This window comes from Pseudomonas lurida, from assembly GCF_002563895.1.
In the GTDB taxonomy this organism is placed as follows: Bacteria; Pseudomonadota; Gammaproteobacteria; order Pseudomonadales; family Pseudomonadaceae; genus Aquipseudomonas; species Aquipseudomonas lurida.
Genome location: NZ_PDJB01000001.1, coordinates 782,691 through 798,987 on the forward strand (window position 1 = coordinate 782,691; position 16,297 = coordinate 798,987).

The window sequence follows — 16,297 nt, forward strand, 5'->3', positions numbered from 1 at the left end:
CACGCAAGGGCCGCGTGAACTAAGGTGTAACGAAACGTTAGCGGCTTGGCGCAGTCTGTACCCCATCAATGACTGATTTGCCGTATTAAAAGGCCCGGAATGCTCACATCCCTCAAGCAAGAAAAATTCATGTTGCTGGCGCTGATTGCCGCCGTCGCCGCCTATCCATTGGAGCACTGGATGCTCCATAGCGGGCAAGCGGTGGCGTTGCTGTCGGGCGTGGTGCTCATTGGCTTTATCGTGGTGGCGTCGATGCGCGTGGCCCATCATGCCGAGCAACTCGCGGAAAAAGTCGGCGACCCCTACGGCACCATGATCCTCACCCTCGCCGCCGTGCTGGTGGAAGTGGTGATCCTGGCGATCATGATGAGCAATGAGCCGTCGCCCACCCTGGTGCGCGATACCATCTACTCGGCGGTGATGCTCGACATCAACGGGATTCTCGGCCTGGCAGCGCTGATGGGCGGCATCAAGCATGGAGAACAGTCCTACAACGACGATTCGGCGCGAACCTACAGCGTGATGATCCTCACTGCCATGGGCGTGTCGATGGTGGTGCCGGAATTTATCCCCGAAGCTGACTGGAAAATTTACTCGGCCTTCACCATTGGCGCGATGGTGGTCTTGTACACCCTGTTCCTGCGCATGCAGGTAGGGCCACACAGTTACTTCTTCAGCTACAGCTACCCGGAAAAGCGTCGCAAGAAGCAGCCCGAAGAAGAGCAGGCGCCATCGGTCAACCTGGCATTTTCCATCGGTACGCTGGTGTTCGGGGTGATTGTGATCGGCGCGCTGGCCGAGGTGATGTCCAAGACTCTGGACCTAGGCCTGGAAGGCACAGGCGCACCGCCGGTGATCACGGCGATTGTGGTCGCGGCCATTTCGGCAGCGCCGGAGATCCTCACCGCGTTGCGCGCGGCGTTGGCGAACCGCATGCAGTCGGTGGTGAATATCGCGCTGGGTGCTTCGCTGTCGACGGTGATCCTGACGGTACCGGTGATGGAGGCCATGGCGCTCTACACCGGCCAGCCGTTCCAGATGGCAATGACGCCAGTGCAGACCGTGATGGTGTTTATCACGCTGATTGTCAGTGCGATCAACCTTAACGATGGCGAAACCAACGCCATCGAAGGCATGACCCATTTCGTATTGTTCGCGACCTTTATCATGCTGTCGCTGCTGGGTTTGTAACTGACCTGAACAGCACCGCAGAGCCCATGTGGGAGCGGGTTTGCCCGCTCCCACATTCTTGATCGCTACTCGGCCTAGGTCCCGGCGATCAGTTCCCGCGCCGCCTGGCGGTGATCGGCGATCAGGCCTTTCAGATCCAGGCCTTCCACTTGGCCGTCGATCACCCGCCATTGGCCGCCGATCATCACCCGATCCGCACGGTCCGCGCCGCACAACAGCAGCGCCGAGATCGGATCGTGGCTGCCCGAGAAGCGCAGTTCATCCAGCTTGAACAGCGCCAGGTCGGCCTGTTTGCCGACAGCCAGTTCACCGATGTCCGTGCGGCCGAGCAACTGCGCCGAGCCTTTGGTAGCCCAGCCCAGCACGCCTTCGGGCGTGATTTTTTGCGCACCATAGCGCAGGCGCTGGATATACAGGGCCTGGCGGGTCTCAAGGATCATATTCGATGCATCGTTGGAGGCGGAACCGTCCACACCCAGGCCGATAGGCGCGCCCGCTGCGAGCAGGTCCAGGGTCGGGCAGATGCCGGACGCCAGGCGCATGTTCGAGCTTGGGCAATGACAGATGCCGGTGCCGGCGGCGCCCAGGCGCGCGATTTCATCCGGGTTGAAGTGAATGCCATGAGCCAGCCAGGTACGCGGGCCGAGCCAGCCGACGCTGTCGAGGTAATCCACGGTGCGCAGTCCGAAACGCTGCAGGCAGAAATCTTCCTCGTCGAGGGTTTCCGCCAGGTGCGTGTGCAGGCGCACGTCCAGGCGGTTAGCCAGTTCGGCGCTGGCCTCCATGATGTGCGGAGTGACGGAAAACGGCGAGCAGGGTGCCAGGGCAATCTGGATCTGCGCGCCGTCACCACGCTCGTGGTATTCGCGGATCAGGCGCTGGCTGTCGTCGAGAATGACTTGGCCTTGCTGCACGGTCTGTTGTGGCGGCAGCCCACCGTCGGCTTCGCCCAGGCTCATGGAGCCGCGAGTGAGCATGGCGCGCATGCCCAATTCGCGCACGCTGGCGACTTGCACATCAATGGCGTTTTCCAGGCCGTCGGGGAACAGGTAGTGGTGGTCTGCCGCTGTGGTACAACCCGAGAGCAGCAACTCCGCGAGGGCCACCTTCGATGCCAGCGCGAGTTTTTCCGGCGTCAGCCGCGCCCATACCGGGTACAGGGTTTTCAGCCAGGGAAACAACGGCTGGTTGACCACCGGTGCCCAAGCGCGTGTCAGGGTCTGATAGAAATGATGGTGGGTATTGATCAGCCCGGGTAGGACCACATGCTCGCGCGCATCGAACACTTGGGCGCAGGGCTGTGTGGGTGCTTGTCCCAGGGCCAGCACTTCGCTGATCACTCCGTCGTGCAGCACCAGGCCGCCACGGGCGTCGAGGTCGTTGGCAGTGAAAATCGCGAGGGGGTTTTTTAACCAGATACGGGTCGCAGGCATTGGCCGGCTCCTCTGAATGATGGGTTCAGGTTTGCCAGCTCAGTGTTGCCCTGTCTGCTGATCCAGGGTCGCCGGTGAGGGCGAGGGCACAGTCTACTGCTAGTCGGTGCTCGGGTCTATTTGCAGGAGCGAGGTGCTCTTGAGAACATCGCGGGCAAGCCCGCTCCCACAGGGCCTTGCCCTTACCAGGCGATGGTGTCGCCTTTGTAGTCGATGAAATGATGACCGCCTTTGCCGGTGTAGGCATTCACCTGGTCAACCAGGCCGCGCACGCTGGTGTCGACGTCGATGTGCGCGTTTTCGCCGCCCATGTCAGTCTTCACCCAGCCCGGATGCAGTGACAGTACCGTCAACGTGTGATCACCCAGTTGGTTGATAAAACTGTTGGTCATGGAGTTGAGTGCGGCCTTGCTGGCTTTGTACAGCGCCAGGTCGGAGCCGTCGGGGATGGTCACGCTACCCAGTACCGAACTCATGAAGGCGAGTACGCCAGTGTCCTTGCGGATCTGCCCGACAAAACGCTGGGCCAGGTTGATCGGCGCAACGGCGTTGGTGAAGAACAGTTGGCCGACCTCTGCCAGGGTGGCGTGCCCCGGCTCCTGATTGGCGGGGCCCTTGACGCCCGCATTGACGAACAGCAGGTCGAAGGTGCGCGCCTTGAGCCGCTGGCTCAGGGCGATCACGGCTTGCTGATCGTCCATGTCGAGTTTCTCGATCTGTACCGGGCCGACTGCTTTCAGGGCATCGGCCTTGCTCGGATCACGCACGGTGGCGGTCACGTCCCAACCGTCCTGAAGCAGTTGCTTGACCAGGCCAAGGCCCAGGCCGCGCGAGGCACCGATGATCAATGCGGTTTTTGGCGTAGACATGAAGGCTTCCTTTTAAGCGTCGCTGTTCAGGGAGTTCAACATTAGCAGTTTCAGCGTTGTAGCAGGATACGTCCACGGCTGAGGTCGGCGAGTTGGGTTTGCAGGGTATCGATATGCGCTTCGCCCACTGCGAGTTGCAACTCGACACCGTTGGCGGTGAAGGTTTCTTCGACCACCAGCCCACCCAGTTCAGCGACGCGAAGTTTCACCAGGTTCAGCTCGGCGAACCCACAGGCGCAACTCAACGGGACGCGGCTGATCAGTTCGATGCGTTCGGCACTTTGCAGGCATTTATTCGCGCCGCCACCGTAGGCCCGGGCGAGGCCGCCGGTTCCCAGCTGGATGCCGCCGTACCAGCGAATCACCAGCACCGCGACCTGATCAAACCCCTGCGCCTCGATGGCGGCGAGGATCGGCCGCCCGGCGGTGCCACCGGGTTCGCCGTCGTCATTGCTGCGGTATTGGTCGGCAAGTTTCCAGGCCCAGCAATTGTGCGTGGCGTTCAGGTCGCTGTGTTGCTCGAAAAACGCCTGGGCGTCTTGCGGGCTAGTGATGGGGGCGGCGAGGGTGATAAAGCGGCTTTTGCGTATTTCTTCGCGAAACTCGCAAAGGCCGGTAAGCGTGAAAGGCATAAGTCGCTTCGTTTAATAGGCGGGCTTGATGCCACAGCCCTTGAGAATGATGTGGATCAAGTTGGTGCCGGCGTCTTCCATGTCTTGCTTGGTCAGCTTGGTGCGACCCGTGACGCGGCAGATCTGGGTGGCAAAGTCGGCGTAGTGCTGGGTGCTGCCCCACAGCAGGAAGATCAAGTGCACGGGGTCTATCGGGTCCATCTTGCCGGCGTCGATCCAGGCTTGGAACACGGCAGCGCGGCCACTGAACCAGGCGCGATAGTCCTGGCTGAAATATTCGGTAAGGCATTCGCCGCCGCTGATGATCTCCATGGCGAAGATCCGTGAAGCCTGGGGGTGGCGCCGTGAAAACTCCATCTTGGTACGGATGTAGCGCGTGAGGGCCACGGCCGGGTCATCCTCTGCAGTGAGCGCGTTGAAGGTGCTGTCCCACAGTTCGAGGATGTTGCTGAGCACCGCGATATACAGGCCCAGCTTGTTGGTGAAGTAGTAATGCAGGTTGGCCTTCGGTAGGCCGGCACTGGCAGCAATGGTGTTCATGCTGGTGCCTTTGAAGCCATGGCGCGCGAACTCATCTTCAGCAGCCTGGAGAATCGCTTGTTCGTTCTTTTGCCGAATGCGGCTGGCGGGTTTACCGGCTTGGTTGCTGTGGGCAGGAACTTCGAGGCTCATGGAGGTTTCCGTGCTGATCGATAGAGACGACGTGTGCACAGATAACCCACCCTCAAGCCTCAGACAAGTCCTGATGCAATAAAACCGTCAAAGCGGTTCCAGGCTGTCGCTTTCCGGCACTGTGTTTGCGGCAGCCGTGGCTACCTTGCTTTCCGGCAGCAGCAGGCACAACACGATCGCCGTCAGCCCGCCGCTGGTGATGGCCGAGTCAAACAGGTTCTGCACCAGCGCCGGCATCAGATGCAGCAGGTTCGGCTGGGCGGCGATACCCAGGCCCACGCCGAACGAGGTGGCGATGATCAACATGCTGCGACGGTCCAGCGGTGCCTGGGCGAGAATGCGTACGCCGGCGGCGGCCACACTGCCGAACATCACCAGGGTCGCGCCGCCCAATACCGGCTTGGGGATTTGCTGCAGCACCGCACCAATCAACGGAAACAGACCGAGACAAAACAGCACGACGCCGATGTAGAGGCCTACGTAGCGACTGGCCACGCCGGTGAGTTGGATCACGCCATTGTTCTGCGCGAAGGTGGTGTTGGGGAAGGCGCTGAAGGTGGCAGCGATCATGCAGCTCACACCATCGCCGAGTACGCCGCCCTTGAGTCGGCTTATATAGGAAGGGCCGCTGATGGGTTGGCGGGCGATCATGCAGTTGGCGGTGAGGTCGCCGACGGTTTCGATACTACTGATCAGATAAATCAGCGCGATCGGCAGGAAAGCGCTCCAGTCGAAGTTGAAACCGAAGCGGAAAGGTATCGGCAGGCTGACCAGCGGCAACTCAGGCAAGGCTTGGGGCACGAGCTTACCGCTGAACCAGGCGGCCAGGCTGCCGAGGGCAAGGCCGATGATGATTGCCGAGAGGCGCACCCAGGGCGTGTTGGAGCGGTTGAGCAAAATGATCGTCAGCACCACGAACAGGCCCAGCGCCAGGTTGATGGGCGCACCGAAGTCAGGCGCGTTGAAACCGCCTCCCAGGTCAGTGATGCCGACCTTGATCAAGCTGATGCCGATCAGGGTGATGACAATTCCGGTAACCAAAGGCGTGATGACCCGGCGCAGTTGACCGATGAACCGGCTCAGCACGATCTGTACCGCTGCGCCGAAGAAGCACACGCCAAAGATCATCGCCATGATGTCTTCCGGGCTACCGCCACGTTGCTTTACCAGAAAACCCGCCGACAGCACCGCGCCGAGAAACGCGAAGCTGGTGCCTTGCAGGCAGATCATCCCGGCGCCGATGCCAAATGGCCTGCGCGCCTGGATGAACGTACCCACGCCGGAAACCATCAGCGCCATGCTGATCAGGTACGGCAAGTGCGCGGTGAGTCCCAAGGTGGAACCGATGATCAGCGGCGGGGTGATGATGCCGACGAAGGCGGCCAGCACGTGTTGCAATGCAGCCAGGAAGGCCGGTGCAGGTTTCGGGCGGTCGTTGAGGCCGTAGATCAGGTCGCTGGGGCTGGAGGATTCTGGTGGCATGGCGGGCAAACTCGAGTCGGACGGTTCTAGGTCCTTGCGTGCTTGCAAAAAGCTGTCCAGTTGCTCAGCTTTTTGCGCGAGGCCCGGTTTAGCGCGTCGCGGCCAGGCTTTCGAGGAAACTTTCCAGCACCAAATGGGGGCGACGGCCCTTGCGCGTGACCGATGCGAGGCTTAAATCGTAAAACCGTGTAGCCGGTTTCAGCGCACGCAGCCGGCCTTGCTGTACCCACAGGCTGGCATAGTGATCGGGCAGGTAGCCGATGTAGCGGCCGGTGAGAATCAGGAACGCCATGCCTTCGCGGTCGGAGGCGCTGGCAGTGCAGTTGAGCGGCTGGTAATGGGCCTGGATATCGGCGGGTAGGCGGAATGTGGGGGCAATGGCGTCCTGGGCATCGATGCGTGCATCGTCCAGCTGTTTGTCTTCGGCGTAGAACAACGGGTGGCCCACTGCGCAGTAGAGCAATGAACGCTCGCTGTACAGCGGCTGGTATTCCAACCCCGACAGCGCGCTGGCCTGGGGCACCACACCGACATGCAGACGGCCGTCGAGTACGCCCTGTTCAACCTCGTTGGGCGCGATCATGCGGATCTGGATCTGCACATCCGGGCCGCGCTCCTTCAATTGCGCGAGCGCGTGGGTGATGCGCATGTGGGGCAGGGTGACGAGGTTGTCGGTGAGGCCAATGATCAGCTCGCCGCGCAGATGCTGGTGCAGGCCGTTGACCTCGGTGCGAAAGCTTTCCAACGCACTGAGGAGTTGCAGGACCGACTGGTAGACCTCGCGGCCCTCTTCAGTCAGGGAAAAACCGGCGCGGCCGCGCTGGCACAGTCTGAGTCCGAGCCGTTGTTCGAGATCGCTCATTTGCTGGCTGATCGCCGAGCGCCCGATGCCCAGTACGGTTTCTGCCGCCGAAAAGCCGCCGCACTCCACCACGCTGCGAAAGATGCGCAGCAGGCGGATATCGAAGTCGCTGACTTGGGCCAGGGGATCGGGTCGACGGCTGCTCATAGTTTAGTGAAGGCCTGACTGAAGGTTAGAAGAGTTGGATTTCACCGACTTTATCGCCGTGGCAATTTAGCTGCAACAACGCTTTTCAATCCCGACGCTGCCTTTTGCCTTGCGAGGTTTTGCTGATGAACATGCCCGAAAACGCCCCATCGTCCCTGGCCAGCCAATTGAAGCTGGACGCGCACTGGATGCCATACACCGCCAACCGAAACTTTCAGCGTGACCCACGCCTGATCGTGGCTGCCGAAGGTAGCTGGTTGACCGATGACAAGGGCCGCAAGGTGTATGACTCGTTGTCGGGCCTATGGACGTGCGGCGCCGGGCACACGCGCAAGGAAATCCAGGAGGCGGTTGCCAAGCAACTGGGCACGCTGGACTACTCCCCGGGCTTTCAATACGGCCATCCACTGTCCTTCCGACTGGCGGAAAAGATCACCGACCTGACCCCAGGCAACCTGAACCATGTGTTCTTCACTGACTCCGGCTCCGAGTGTGCCGATACCGCGGTGAAAATGGTGCGTGCGTACTGGCGCCTCAAAGGCCAGGCCACCAAGACCAAGATGATCGGCCGTGCCCGTGGTTATCACGGCGTGAACATCGCCGGCACCAGCCTGGGGGGTGTCAACGGTAACCGTAAGCTGTTTGGTCAGGGCCTGATGGACGTTGACCATCTGCCGCACACCTTGCTGGCAAGCAATGCCTTCTCCCGTGGCATGCCGGAGCAGGGCGGTATCGCGTTGGCAGACGAATTGCTCAAGTTGATCGAATTGCACGATGCGTCGAACATCGCGGCGGTGTTTGTCGAACCAATGGCCGGCTCCGCTGGCGTGCTGGTGCCGCCTCAGGGTTACCTCAAGCGCCTGCGTGAGATCTGCGACCAACACAACATCCTGCTGGTGTTCGACGAAGTCATCACCGGGTTCGGCCGTACCGGCTCGATGTTCGGTGCCGACAGCTTCGGCGTGACCCCGGACCTGATGTGCATCGCCAAGCAAGTCACCAACGGCGCGATTCCGATGGGCGCGGTGATTGCCAGCAGCGAGATCTATCAAACCTTCATGAACCAGGCGACGCCGGAGTACGCGGTGGAATTCCCCCACGGCTACACCTACTCGGCGCACCCGGTTGCCTGCGCGGCTGGCCTGGCGGCATTGGACCTGTTGCAAAAGGAAAACCTGGTGCAGAGCGTTGCTGAAGTCGCCCCGCACTTTGAGAATGCGCTGCATGGTCTGAAGGGCAGCAAGAACGTGATCGACATCCGCAACTACGGCCTGGCCGGTGCGATCCAGATCGCCCCGCGTGACGGTGATGCCATCGTGCGTCCGTTCGAGGCTGGCATGGCTTTGTGGAAAGCCGGTTTCTACGTGCGCTTTGGCGGCGACACCCTGCAGTTCGGGCCAACCTTCAACAGCAAGCCGCAGGACCTGGATCGCCTGTTCGATGCGGTCGGCGAAGTGCTGAACAAGATCGACTGATTTCTCCTTCTATATAGAACAACTTTTCAGGAGCCCTGCATGAGCCTTATCCAGCATTTGATCAACGGAGAGTTGGTCAACGACAGCGGTCGCAGCGCCGACGTGTACAACCCGTCCACCGGCCAGGTGATCCACCAGGTGCCGCTGGCCAGCCGTGAAACCATTCAACAGGCGATCGACTCGGCCAAGGCGGCGTTCCCGGCCTGGCGTAATACCCCGCCGGCCAAGCGCGCCCAGGTGATGTTCCGTTTCAAGCAGTTGTTGGAGCAGAACGAAGCGCGTATCTCGCAATTGATCAGCGAAGAGCACGGCAAGACGCTGGAAGATGCCGCCGGTGAGCTGAAGCGCGGGATCGAGAACGTCGAGTATGCGTGCTCTGCACCGGAGATTCTGAAGGGCGAGTACAGCCGCAACGTAGGACCGAACATTGATGCGTGGTCGGATTTCCAGCCTCTGGGCGTGGTGGCCGGTATTACGCCGTTCAACTTCCCGGCGATGGTGCCGCTGTGGATGTATCCGCTGGCGATCGTCTGCGGTAACTGTTTCATCCTGAAACCATCGGAGCGTGATCCGAGCTCAACGCTCTTGATCGCACAACTGCTGCAGGAGGCCGGCCTGCCTAAAGGCGTGCTGAGTGTGGTGCACGGTGACAAGGGCGCGGTGGACGCGCTGATCGAAGCACCGGAAGTGAAAGCGCTGAGCTTCGTGGGCTCGACGCCGATTGCCGAGTACATCTATTCGGAAGCGACCAAGCGCGGCAAACGCGTGCAGGCGCTGGGTGGCGCGAAGAATCACGCGGTACTGATGCCGGATGCGGATCTGGATAACGCCGTGAGTGCATTAATGGGCGCGGCATACGGTTCTTGCGGCGAGCGTTGCATGGCGATCTCGGTGGCCGTGTGCGTGGGTGATCAGGTGGCGGATGCGTTGATTGCCAAGCTGGTGCCGCAGGTCAAGGCCTTGAAGATTGGTGCGGGCACTTCTTGCGGCCTGGATATGGGGCCGCTGGTGACAGGGCAGGCGCGAGACAAGGTCAGTGGCTATATAGAAGACGGTGTGTCTTCGGGCGCCAAGTTGGTGGTCGATGGTCGCGGACTGAGCGTCGCGGGCCATGAAGAAGGTTTCTTCCTGGGCGGCAGTCTGTTTGATCATGTGACGCCTGAAATGCGTATCTACAAAGAAGAGATCTTTGGGCCGGTGCTGTGCGTGGTACGGGTCGATAGCCTGGAAGCGGCGATGCAGCTGATCAACGATCACGAATACGGTAACGGTACGTGCATCTTCACCCGTGACGGCGAGGCGGCGCGTCTGTTCTGTGACGAGATTGAAGTGGGCATGGTGGGTGTTAACGTGCCACTGCCGGTGCCAGTGGCCTATCACAGCTTTGGTGGCTGGAAGCGTTCGCTGTTTGGCGACTTGCATGCGTATGGGCCGGATGGGGTGCGTTTCTATACCCGTCGCAAGGCGATTACCCAGCGTTGGCCGCAACGGGCCAGCCATGAAGCGTCGCAGTTTGCCTTCCCTAGCTTGTAAGGCTGACTAGAAAGCCGGCCCCTTGGGGCCGGCTTTTGCGTTTTTTGGCCTTTTTGACCGATATGACAGAAATGTGAAAAAAGGTGTTGACGGCAGATTCTAGAAGTCTATAATTCGCCCCACTTCCGGCGCAGTCGAAACGGAAAACTCCTTGGTAAACAAGTAGTTACGCAGAATTCGACAGCGAGTTGCTTCGGTTCATCGAAGCCCAGAAGGAGTTGGTAGGGCGGTGTTGTTTGGCTCTATTAACGTTTCGATCTTCTCGGTCGAAAGCGGAGAAAAAGAGGTGTTGACAGCAGCGTGTAACGCTGTAGAATTCGCCTCCCGCTAACGAGAGATCGGAAGCGCAAGTGGTTGAAGTTGTTGAAGAATTCTTCGAAAACTTCTGAAAATAATCACTTGACAGCAAATGAGGCTGCTGTAGAATGCGCGCCTCGGTTGAGACGAAAGATCTTAACCAACCGCTCTTTAACAACTGAATCAAGCAATTCGTGTGGGTGCTTGTGGAGTCAGACTGATAGTCAACAAGATTATCAGCATCACAAGTTACTCCGCGAGAAATCAAAGATGTAACCAACGATTGCTGAGCCAAGTTTAGGGTTTCTTAAAAACCCAAAGATGTTTGAACTGAAGAGTTTGATCATGGCTCAGATTGAACGCTGGCGGCAGGCCTAACACATGCAAGTCGAGCGGTAGAGAGAAGCTTGCTTCTCTTGAGAGCGGCGGACGGGTGAGTAATGCCTAGGAATCTGCCTGGTAGTGGGGGATAACGTTCGGAAACGGACGCTAATACCGCATACGTCCTACGGGAGAAAGCAGGGGACCTTCGGGCCTTGCGCTATCAGATGAGCCTAGGTCGGATTAGCTAGTTGGTGGGGTAATGGCTCACCAAGGCGACGATCCGTAACTGGTCTGAGAGGATGATCAGTCACACTGGAACTGAGACACGGTCCAGACTCCTACGGGAGGCAGCAGTGGGGAATATTGGACAATGGGCGAAAGCCTGATCCAGCCATGCCGCGTGTGTGAAGAAGGTCTTCGGATTGTAAAGCACTTTAAGTTGGGAGGAAGGGCAGTTGCCTAATACGTAACTGTTTTGACGTTACCGACAGAATAAGCACCGGCTAACTCTGTGCCAGCAGCCGCGGTAATACAGAGGGTGCAAGCGTTAATCGGAATTACTGGGCGTAAAGCGCGCGTAGGTGGTTTGTTAAGTTGGATGTGAAATCCCCGGGCTCAACCTGGGAACTGCATTCAAAACTGACTGACTAGAGTATGGTAGAGGGTGGTGGAATTTCCTGTGTAGCGGTGAAATGCGTAGATATAGGAAGGAACACCAGTGGCGAAGGCGACCACCTGGACTAATACTGACACTGAGGTGCGAAAGCGTGGGGAGCAAACAGGATTAGATACCCTGGTAGTCCACGCCGTAAACGATGTCAACTAGCCGTTGGAAGCCTTGAGCTTTTAGTGGCGCAGCTAACGCATTAAGTTGACCGCCTGGGGAGTACGGCCGCAAGGTTAAAACTCAAATGAATTGACGGGGGCCCGCACAAGCGGTGGAGCATGTGGTTTAATTCGAAGCAACGCGAAGAACCTTACCAGGCCTTGACATCCAATGAACTTTCTAGAGATAGATTGGTGCCTTCGGGAACATTGAGACAGGTGCTGCATGGCTGTCGTCAGCTCGTGTCGTGAGATGTTGGGTTAAGTCCCGTAACGAGCGCAACCCTTGTCCTTAGTTACCAGCACGTAATGGTGGGCACTCTAAGGAGACTGCCGGTGACAAACCGGAGGAAGGTGGGGATGACGTCAAGTCATCATGGCCCTTACGGCCTGGGCTACACACGTGCTACAATGGTCGGTACAGAGGGTTGCCAAGCCGCGAGGTGGAGCTAATCCCATAAAACCGATCGTAGTCCGGATCGCAGTCTGCAACTCGACTGCGTGAAGTCGGAATCGCTAGTAATCGCGAATCAGAATGTCGCGGTGAATACGTTCCCGGGCCTTGTACACACCGCCCGTCACACCATGGGAGTGGGTTGCACCAGAAGTAGCTAGTCTAACCTTCGGGAGGACGGTTACCACGGTGTGATTCATGACTGGGGTGAAGTCGTAACAAGGTAGCCGTAGGGGAACCTGCGGCTGGATCACCTCCTTAATCGACGACATCAGCTGCTCCATAAGTTCCCACACGAATTGCTTGATTCATTGAAGAAGACGATAGAAGCAGCTTTAAGCTCCAAGCTGATAGCTCTTAGCTAATCAGTTGCGCTCGAAATTGGGTCTGTAGCTCAGTTGGTTAGAGCGCACCCCTGATAAGGGTGAGGTCGGCAGTTCGAATCTGCCCAGACCCACCAATTTTGTTATGGGGCCATAGCTCAGCTGGGAGAGCGCCTGCCTTGCACGCAGGAGGTCAACGGTTCGATCCCGTTTGGCTCCACCATTTAACTGCTTCTGCTGTTAGAGTTTAGAAATGAATATTCTGAAGTGAATATTGATTTCTAGTCTTTGATTAGATCGTTCTTTAAAAATTTGGGTATGTGATAGAAAGATAGACTGAACGTTACTTTCACTGGTAACGGATCAGGCTAAGGTAAAATTTGTGAGTTACTCGTAATTGAGTATTATCGAATTTTCGGCGAATGTCGTCTTCACAGTATAACCAGATTGCTTGGGGTTATATGGTCAAGTGAAGAAGCGCATACGGTGGATGCCTTGGCAGTCAGAGGCGATGAAAGACGTGGTAGCCTGCGAAAAGCTTCGGGGAGTCGGCAAACAGACTTTGATCCGGAGATGTCTGAATGGGGGAACCCAGCCATCATAAGATGGTTATCTTGTACTGAATACATAGGTGCAAGAGGCGAACCAGGGGAACTGAAACATCTAAGTACCCTGAGGAAAAGAAATCAACCGAGATTCCCTTAGTAGTGGCGAGCGAACGGGGACTAGCCCTTAAGTGGCTTTGAGATTAGCGGAACGCTCTGGAAAGTGCGGCCATAGTGGGTGATAGCCCTGTACGCGAAAATCTCTTAGTCATGAAATCGAGTAGGACGGAGCACGAGAAACTTTGTCTGAATATGGGGGGACCATCCTCCAAGGCTAAATACTACTGACTGACCGATAGTGAACTAGTACCGTGAGGGAAAGGCGAAAAGAACCCCGGAGAGGGGAGTGAAATAGATCCTGAAACCGTATGCGTACAAGCAGTGGGAGCAGACTTTGTTCTGTGACTGCGTACCTTTTGTATAATGGGTCAGCGACTTATTTTCAGTGGCGAGCTTAACCGAATAGGGGAGGCGTAGCGAAAGCGAGTCTTAATAGGGCGTCTAGTCGCTGGGAATAGACCCGAAACCGGGCGATCTATCCATGGGCAGGTTGAAGGTTGGGTAACACTAACTGGAGGACCGAACCGACTACCGTTGAAAAGTTAGCGGATGACCTGTGGATCGGAGTGAAAGGCTAATCAAGCTCGGAGATAGCTGGTTCTCCTCGAAAGCTATTTAGGTAGCGCCTCATGTATCACTGTAGGGGGTAGAGCACTGTTTCGGCTAGGGGGTCATCCCGACTTACCAAACCGATGCAAACTCCGAATACCTACAAGTGCCGAGCATGGGAGACACACGGCGGGTGCTAACGTCCGTCGTGAAAAGGGAAACAACCCAGACCGTCAGCTAAGGTCCCAAAGTTATGGTTAAGTGGGAAACGATGTGGGAAGGCTTAGACAGCTAGGAGGTTGGCTTAGAAGCAGCCACCCTTTAAAGAAAGCGTAATAGCTCACTAGTCGAGTCGGCCTGCGCGGAAGATGTAACGGGGCTCAAACCATACACCGAAGCTACGGGTATCACGTAAGTGATGCGGTAGAGGAGCGTTCTGTAAGCCTGTGAAGGTGAGTTGAGAAGCTTGCTGGAGGTATCAGAAGTGCGAATGCTGACATGAGTAACGACAATGGGTGTGAAAAACACCCACGCCGAAAGACCAAGGTTTCCTGCGCAACGTTAATCGACGCAGGGTTAGTCGGTCCCTAAGGCGAGGCTGAAAAGCGTAGTCGATGGAAAACAGGTTAATATTCCTGTACTTCTGGTTATTGCGATGGAGGGACGGAGAAGGCTAGGCCAGCTTGGCGTTGGTTGTCCAAGTTTAAGGTGGTAGGCTGGAATCTTAGGTAAATCCGGGATTCTAAGGCCGAGAGCTGATGACGAGTTAACTTTTAGTTAACGAAGTGGTTGATGCCATGCTTCCAAGAAAAGCTTCTAAGCTTCAGGTAACCAGGAACCGTACCCCAAACCGACACAGGTGGTTGGGTAGAGAATACCAAGGCGCTTGAGAGAACTCGGGTGAAGGAACTAGGCAAAATGGCACCGTAACTTCGGGAGAAGGTGCGCCGGTGAGGGTGAAGGACTTGCTCCGTAAGCTCATGCCGGTCGAAGATACCAGGCCGCTGCGACTGTTTATTAAAAACACAGCACTCTGCAAACACGAAAGTGGACGTATAGGGTGTGACGCCTGCCCGGTGCCGGAAGGTTAATTGATGGGGTTAGCTAACGCGAAGCTCTTGATCGAAGCCCCGGTAAACGGCGGCCGTAACTATAACGGTCCTAAGGTAGCGAAATTCCTTGTCGGGTAAGTTCCGACCTGCACGAATGGCGTAACGATGGCGGCGCTGTCTCCACCCGAGACTCAGTGAAATTGAAATCGCTGTGAAGATGCAGTGTATCCGCGGCTAGACGGAAAGACCCCGTGAACCTTTACTATAGCTTTGCACTGGACTTTGAATTTGCTTGTGTAGGATAGGTGGGAGGCTTTGAAGCGTGGACGCCAGTTCGCGTGGAGCCATCCTTGAAATACCACCCTGGCAACTTTGAGGTTCTAACTCAGGTCCGTTATCCGGATCGAGGACAGTGTATGGTGGGTAGTTTGACTGGGGCGGTCTCCTCCTAAAGAGTAACGGAGGAGTACGAAGGTGCGCTCAGACCGGTCGGAAATCGGTCGTAGAGTATAAAGGCAAAAGCGCGCTTGACTGCGAGACAGACACGTCGAGCAGGTACGAAAGTAGGTCTTAGTGATCCGGTGGTTCTGTATGGAAGGGCCATCGCTCAACGGATAAAAGGTACTCCGGGGATAACAGGCTGATACCGCCCAAGAGTTCATATCGACGGCGGTGTTTGGCACCTCGATGTCGGCTCATCACATCCTGGGGCTGAAGCCGGTCCCAAGGGTATGGCTGTTCGCCATTTAAAGTGGTACGCGAGCTGGGTTTAGAACGTCGTGAGACAGTTCGGTCCCTATCTGCCGTGGACGTTTGAGATTTGAGAGGGGCTGCTCCTAGTACGAGAGGACCGGAGTGGACGAACCTCTGGTGTTCCGGTTGTCACGCCAGTGGCATTGCCGGGTAGCTATGTTCGGAATAGATAACCGCTGAAAGCATCTAAGCGGGAAACTAGCCTCAAGATGAGATCTCACTGGAACCTTGAGTTCCCTGAAGGGCCGTCGAAGACTACGACGTTGATAGGTTGGGTGTGTAAGCGCTGTGAGGCGTTGAGCTAACCAATACTAATTGCCCGTGAGGCTTGACCATATAACACCCAAGCAATTTGACTACTCTAACGAGCATCAGATTGCGGTGTGTGAAGACGAAATGAACCGAAAGTTCGAATCTCACAAACACCGAAAGCTATCACATACCCATTTTGCTGAAGCGAGGCCAGCTGGCCACGACTCAGTACCCGAATTTCTTGACGACCATAGAGCATTGGAACCACCTGATCCCATCCCGAACTCAGCAGTGAAACGATGCATCGCCGATGGTAGTGTGGGGTTTCCCCATGTGAGAGTAGGTCATCGTCAAGATTAAATTCCAGAACCCCTGTTTGCTGACGCAAACAGGGGTTTTGTTTTGGGCGGTCGAAAACCCAAAGCAGCCGTCTGGTCCCCAAACAAATTTGCACAGTTATTTCTGAACCAGACCACTAGAATAGGCACCTAACCTTTTTTAGAGTCA

9 protein-coding genes, 2 tRNA genes and 3 rRNA genes are annotated in these 16,297 nt (G+C 57.1%); 8 read left to right on the plus strand and 6 right to left on the minus strand.

The window, feature by feature from the left end; genetic code table 11:
- Nucleotides 1–99 precede the first annotated feature (99 nt).
- Nucleotides 100–1,191 (plus strand): calcium:cation antiporter, encoded by a 1,092-nt coding sequence (locus ATH90_RS03430; protein WP_034103162.1) that lies wholly within the window; start codon nt 100–102, stop codon nt 1,189–1,191.
- Nucleotides 1,192–1,265: 74 nt separating this feature from the next.
- Here ATH90_RS03430 and ATH90_RS03435 read toward each other — a convergent pair whose 3' ends face one another.
- The 6 genes from ATH90_RS03435 to ATH90_RS03460 all read right to left on the minus strand — a co-directional run bounded on the left by ATH90_RS03435 (nt 1,266) and on the right by ATH90_RS03460 (nt 7,288).
- Entirely contained in the window at nt 1,266–2,624 is a 1,359-nt protein-coding gene (locus ATH90_RS03435) for an 8-oxoguanine deaminase (RefSeq protein WP_034103160.1), read from the minus strand.
- Nucleotides 2,625–2,806: 182 nt separating this feature from the next.
- Nucleotides 2,807–3,493 (minus strand): SDR family oxidoreductase, encoded by a 687-nt coding sequence (locus ATH90_RS03440; protein WP_098465707.1) that lies wholly within the window; start codon nt 3,491–3,493, stop codon nt 2,807–2,809.
- Between the two features lie 50 nt (nt 3,494–3,543).
- Nucleotides 3,544–4,125, minus strand: a complete 582-nt coding sequence (locus tag ATH90_RS03445; protein WP_034103155.1) for an IMPACT family protein — start codon at nt 4,123–4,125, stop codon at nt 3,544–3,546.
- Nucleotides 4,126–4,137: 12 nt separating this feature from the next.
- Nucleotides 4,138–4,797 carry a TetR/AcrR family transcriptional regulator gene (locus ATH90_RS03450; RefSeq protein WP_034103153.1) on the minus strand — a complete coding sequence of 220 codons (660 nt, stop codon included), beginning with the start codon at nt 4,795–4,797 and terminating at the stop codon, nt 4,138–4,140.
- A gap of 87 nt (nt 4,798–4,884) precedes the next feature.
- On the minus strand, nt 4,885–6,279 hold the full coding sequence (locus ATH90_RS03455; RefSeq protein WP_034103151.1) for a uracil-xanthine permease family protein: 1,395 nt from the start codon (nt 6,277–6,279) through the stop codon (nt 4,885–4,887).
- 88 nt (nt 6,280–6,367) lie between these two features.
- Nucleotides 6,368–7,288 carry a LysR family transcriptional regulator gene (locus ATH90_RS03460; RefSeq protein ID WP_034103149.1) on the minus strand — a complete coding sequence of 307 codons (921 nt, stop codon included), beginning with the start codon at nt 7,286–7,288 and terminating at the stop codon, nt 6,368–6,370.
- Between the two features lie 125 nt (nt 7,289–7,413).
- Here ATH90_RS03460 and aptA point away from each other — a divergent pair, with 125 nt between their 5' ends.
- The 7 genes from aptA to rrf all read left to right on the plus strand — a co-directional run bounded on the left by aptA (nt 7,414) and on the right by rrf (nt 16,146).
- Nucleotides 7,414–8,763 carry an omega-aminotransferase AptA gene (aptA, locus tag ATH90_RS03465; protein ID WP_098465708.1) on the plus strand — a complete coding sequence of 450 codons (1,350 nt, stop codon included), beginning with the start codon at nt 7,414–7,416 and terminating at the stop codon, nt 8,761–8,763.
- A gap of 39 nt (nt 8,764–8,802) precedes the next feature.
- Nucleotides 8,803–10,296: a CoA-acylating methylmalonate-semialdehyde dehydrogenase gene (locus ATH90_RS03470; protein ID WP_034103145.1), complete on the plus strand. Its 1,494-nt coding sequence runs from the start codon at nt 8,803–8,805 to the stop codon at nt 10,294–10,296.
- Between the two features lie 624 nt (nt 10,297–10,920).
- Nucleotides 10,921–12,457, plus strand: a 16S ribosomal RNA gene (locus ATH90_RS03480).
- A gap of 122 nt (nt 12,458–12,579) precedes the next feature.
- Nucleotides 12,580–12,656 (plus strand) — tRNA-Ile (locus ATH90_RS03485).
- A 10-nt stretch (nt 12,657–12,666) separates the two neighbouring features.
- Nucleotides 12,667–12,742: transfer RNA gene (locus ATH90_RS03490), tRNA-Ala, on the plus strand.
- Nucleotides 12,743–12,982: 240 nt separating this feature from the next.
- Nucleotides 12,983–15,874, plus strand: a 23S ribosomal RNA gene (locus tag ATH90_RS03495).
- Between the two features lie 156 nt (nt 15,875–16,030).
- Nucleotides 16,031–16,146, plus strand: a 5S ribosomal RNA gene (rrf, locus tag ATH90_RS03500).
- The 16S, 23S and 5S rRNA genes sit together here with 2 tRNA genes alongside, the layout of an rRNA operon.
- Nucleotides 16,147–16,297 lie beyond the last annotated feature (151 nt).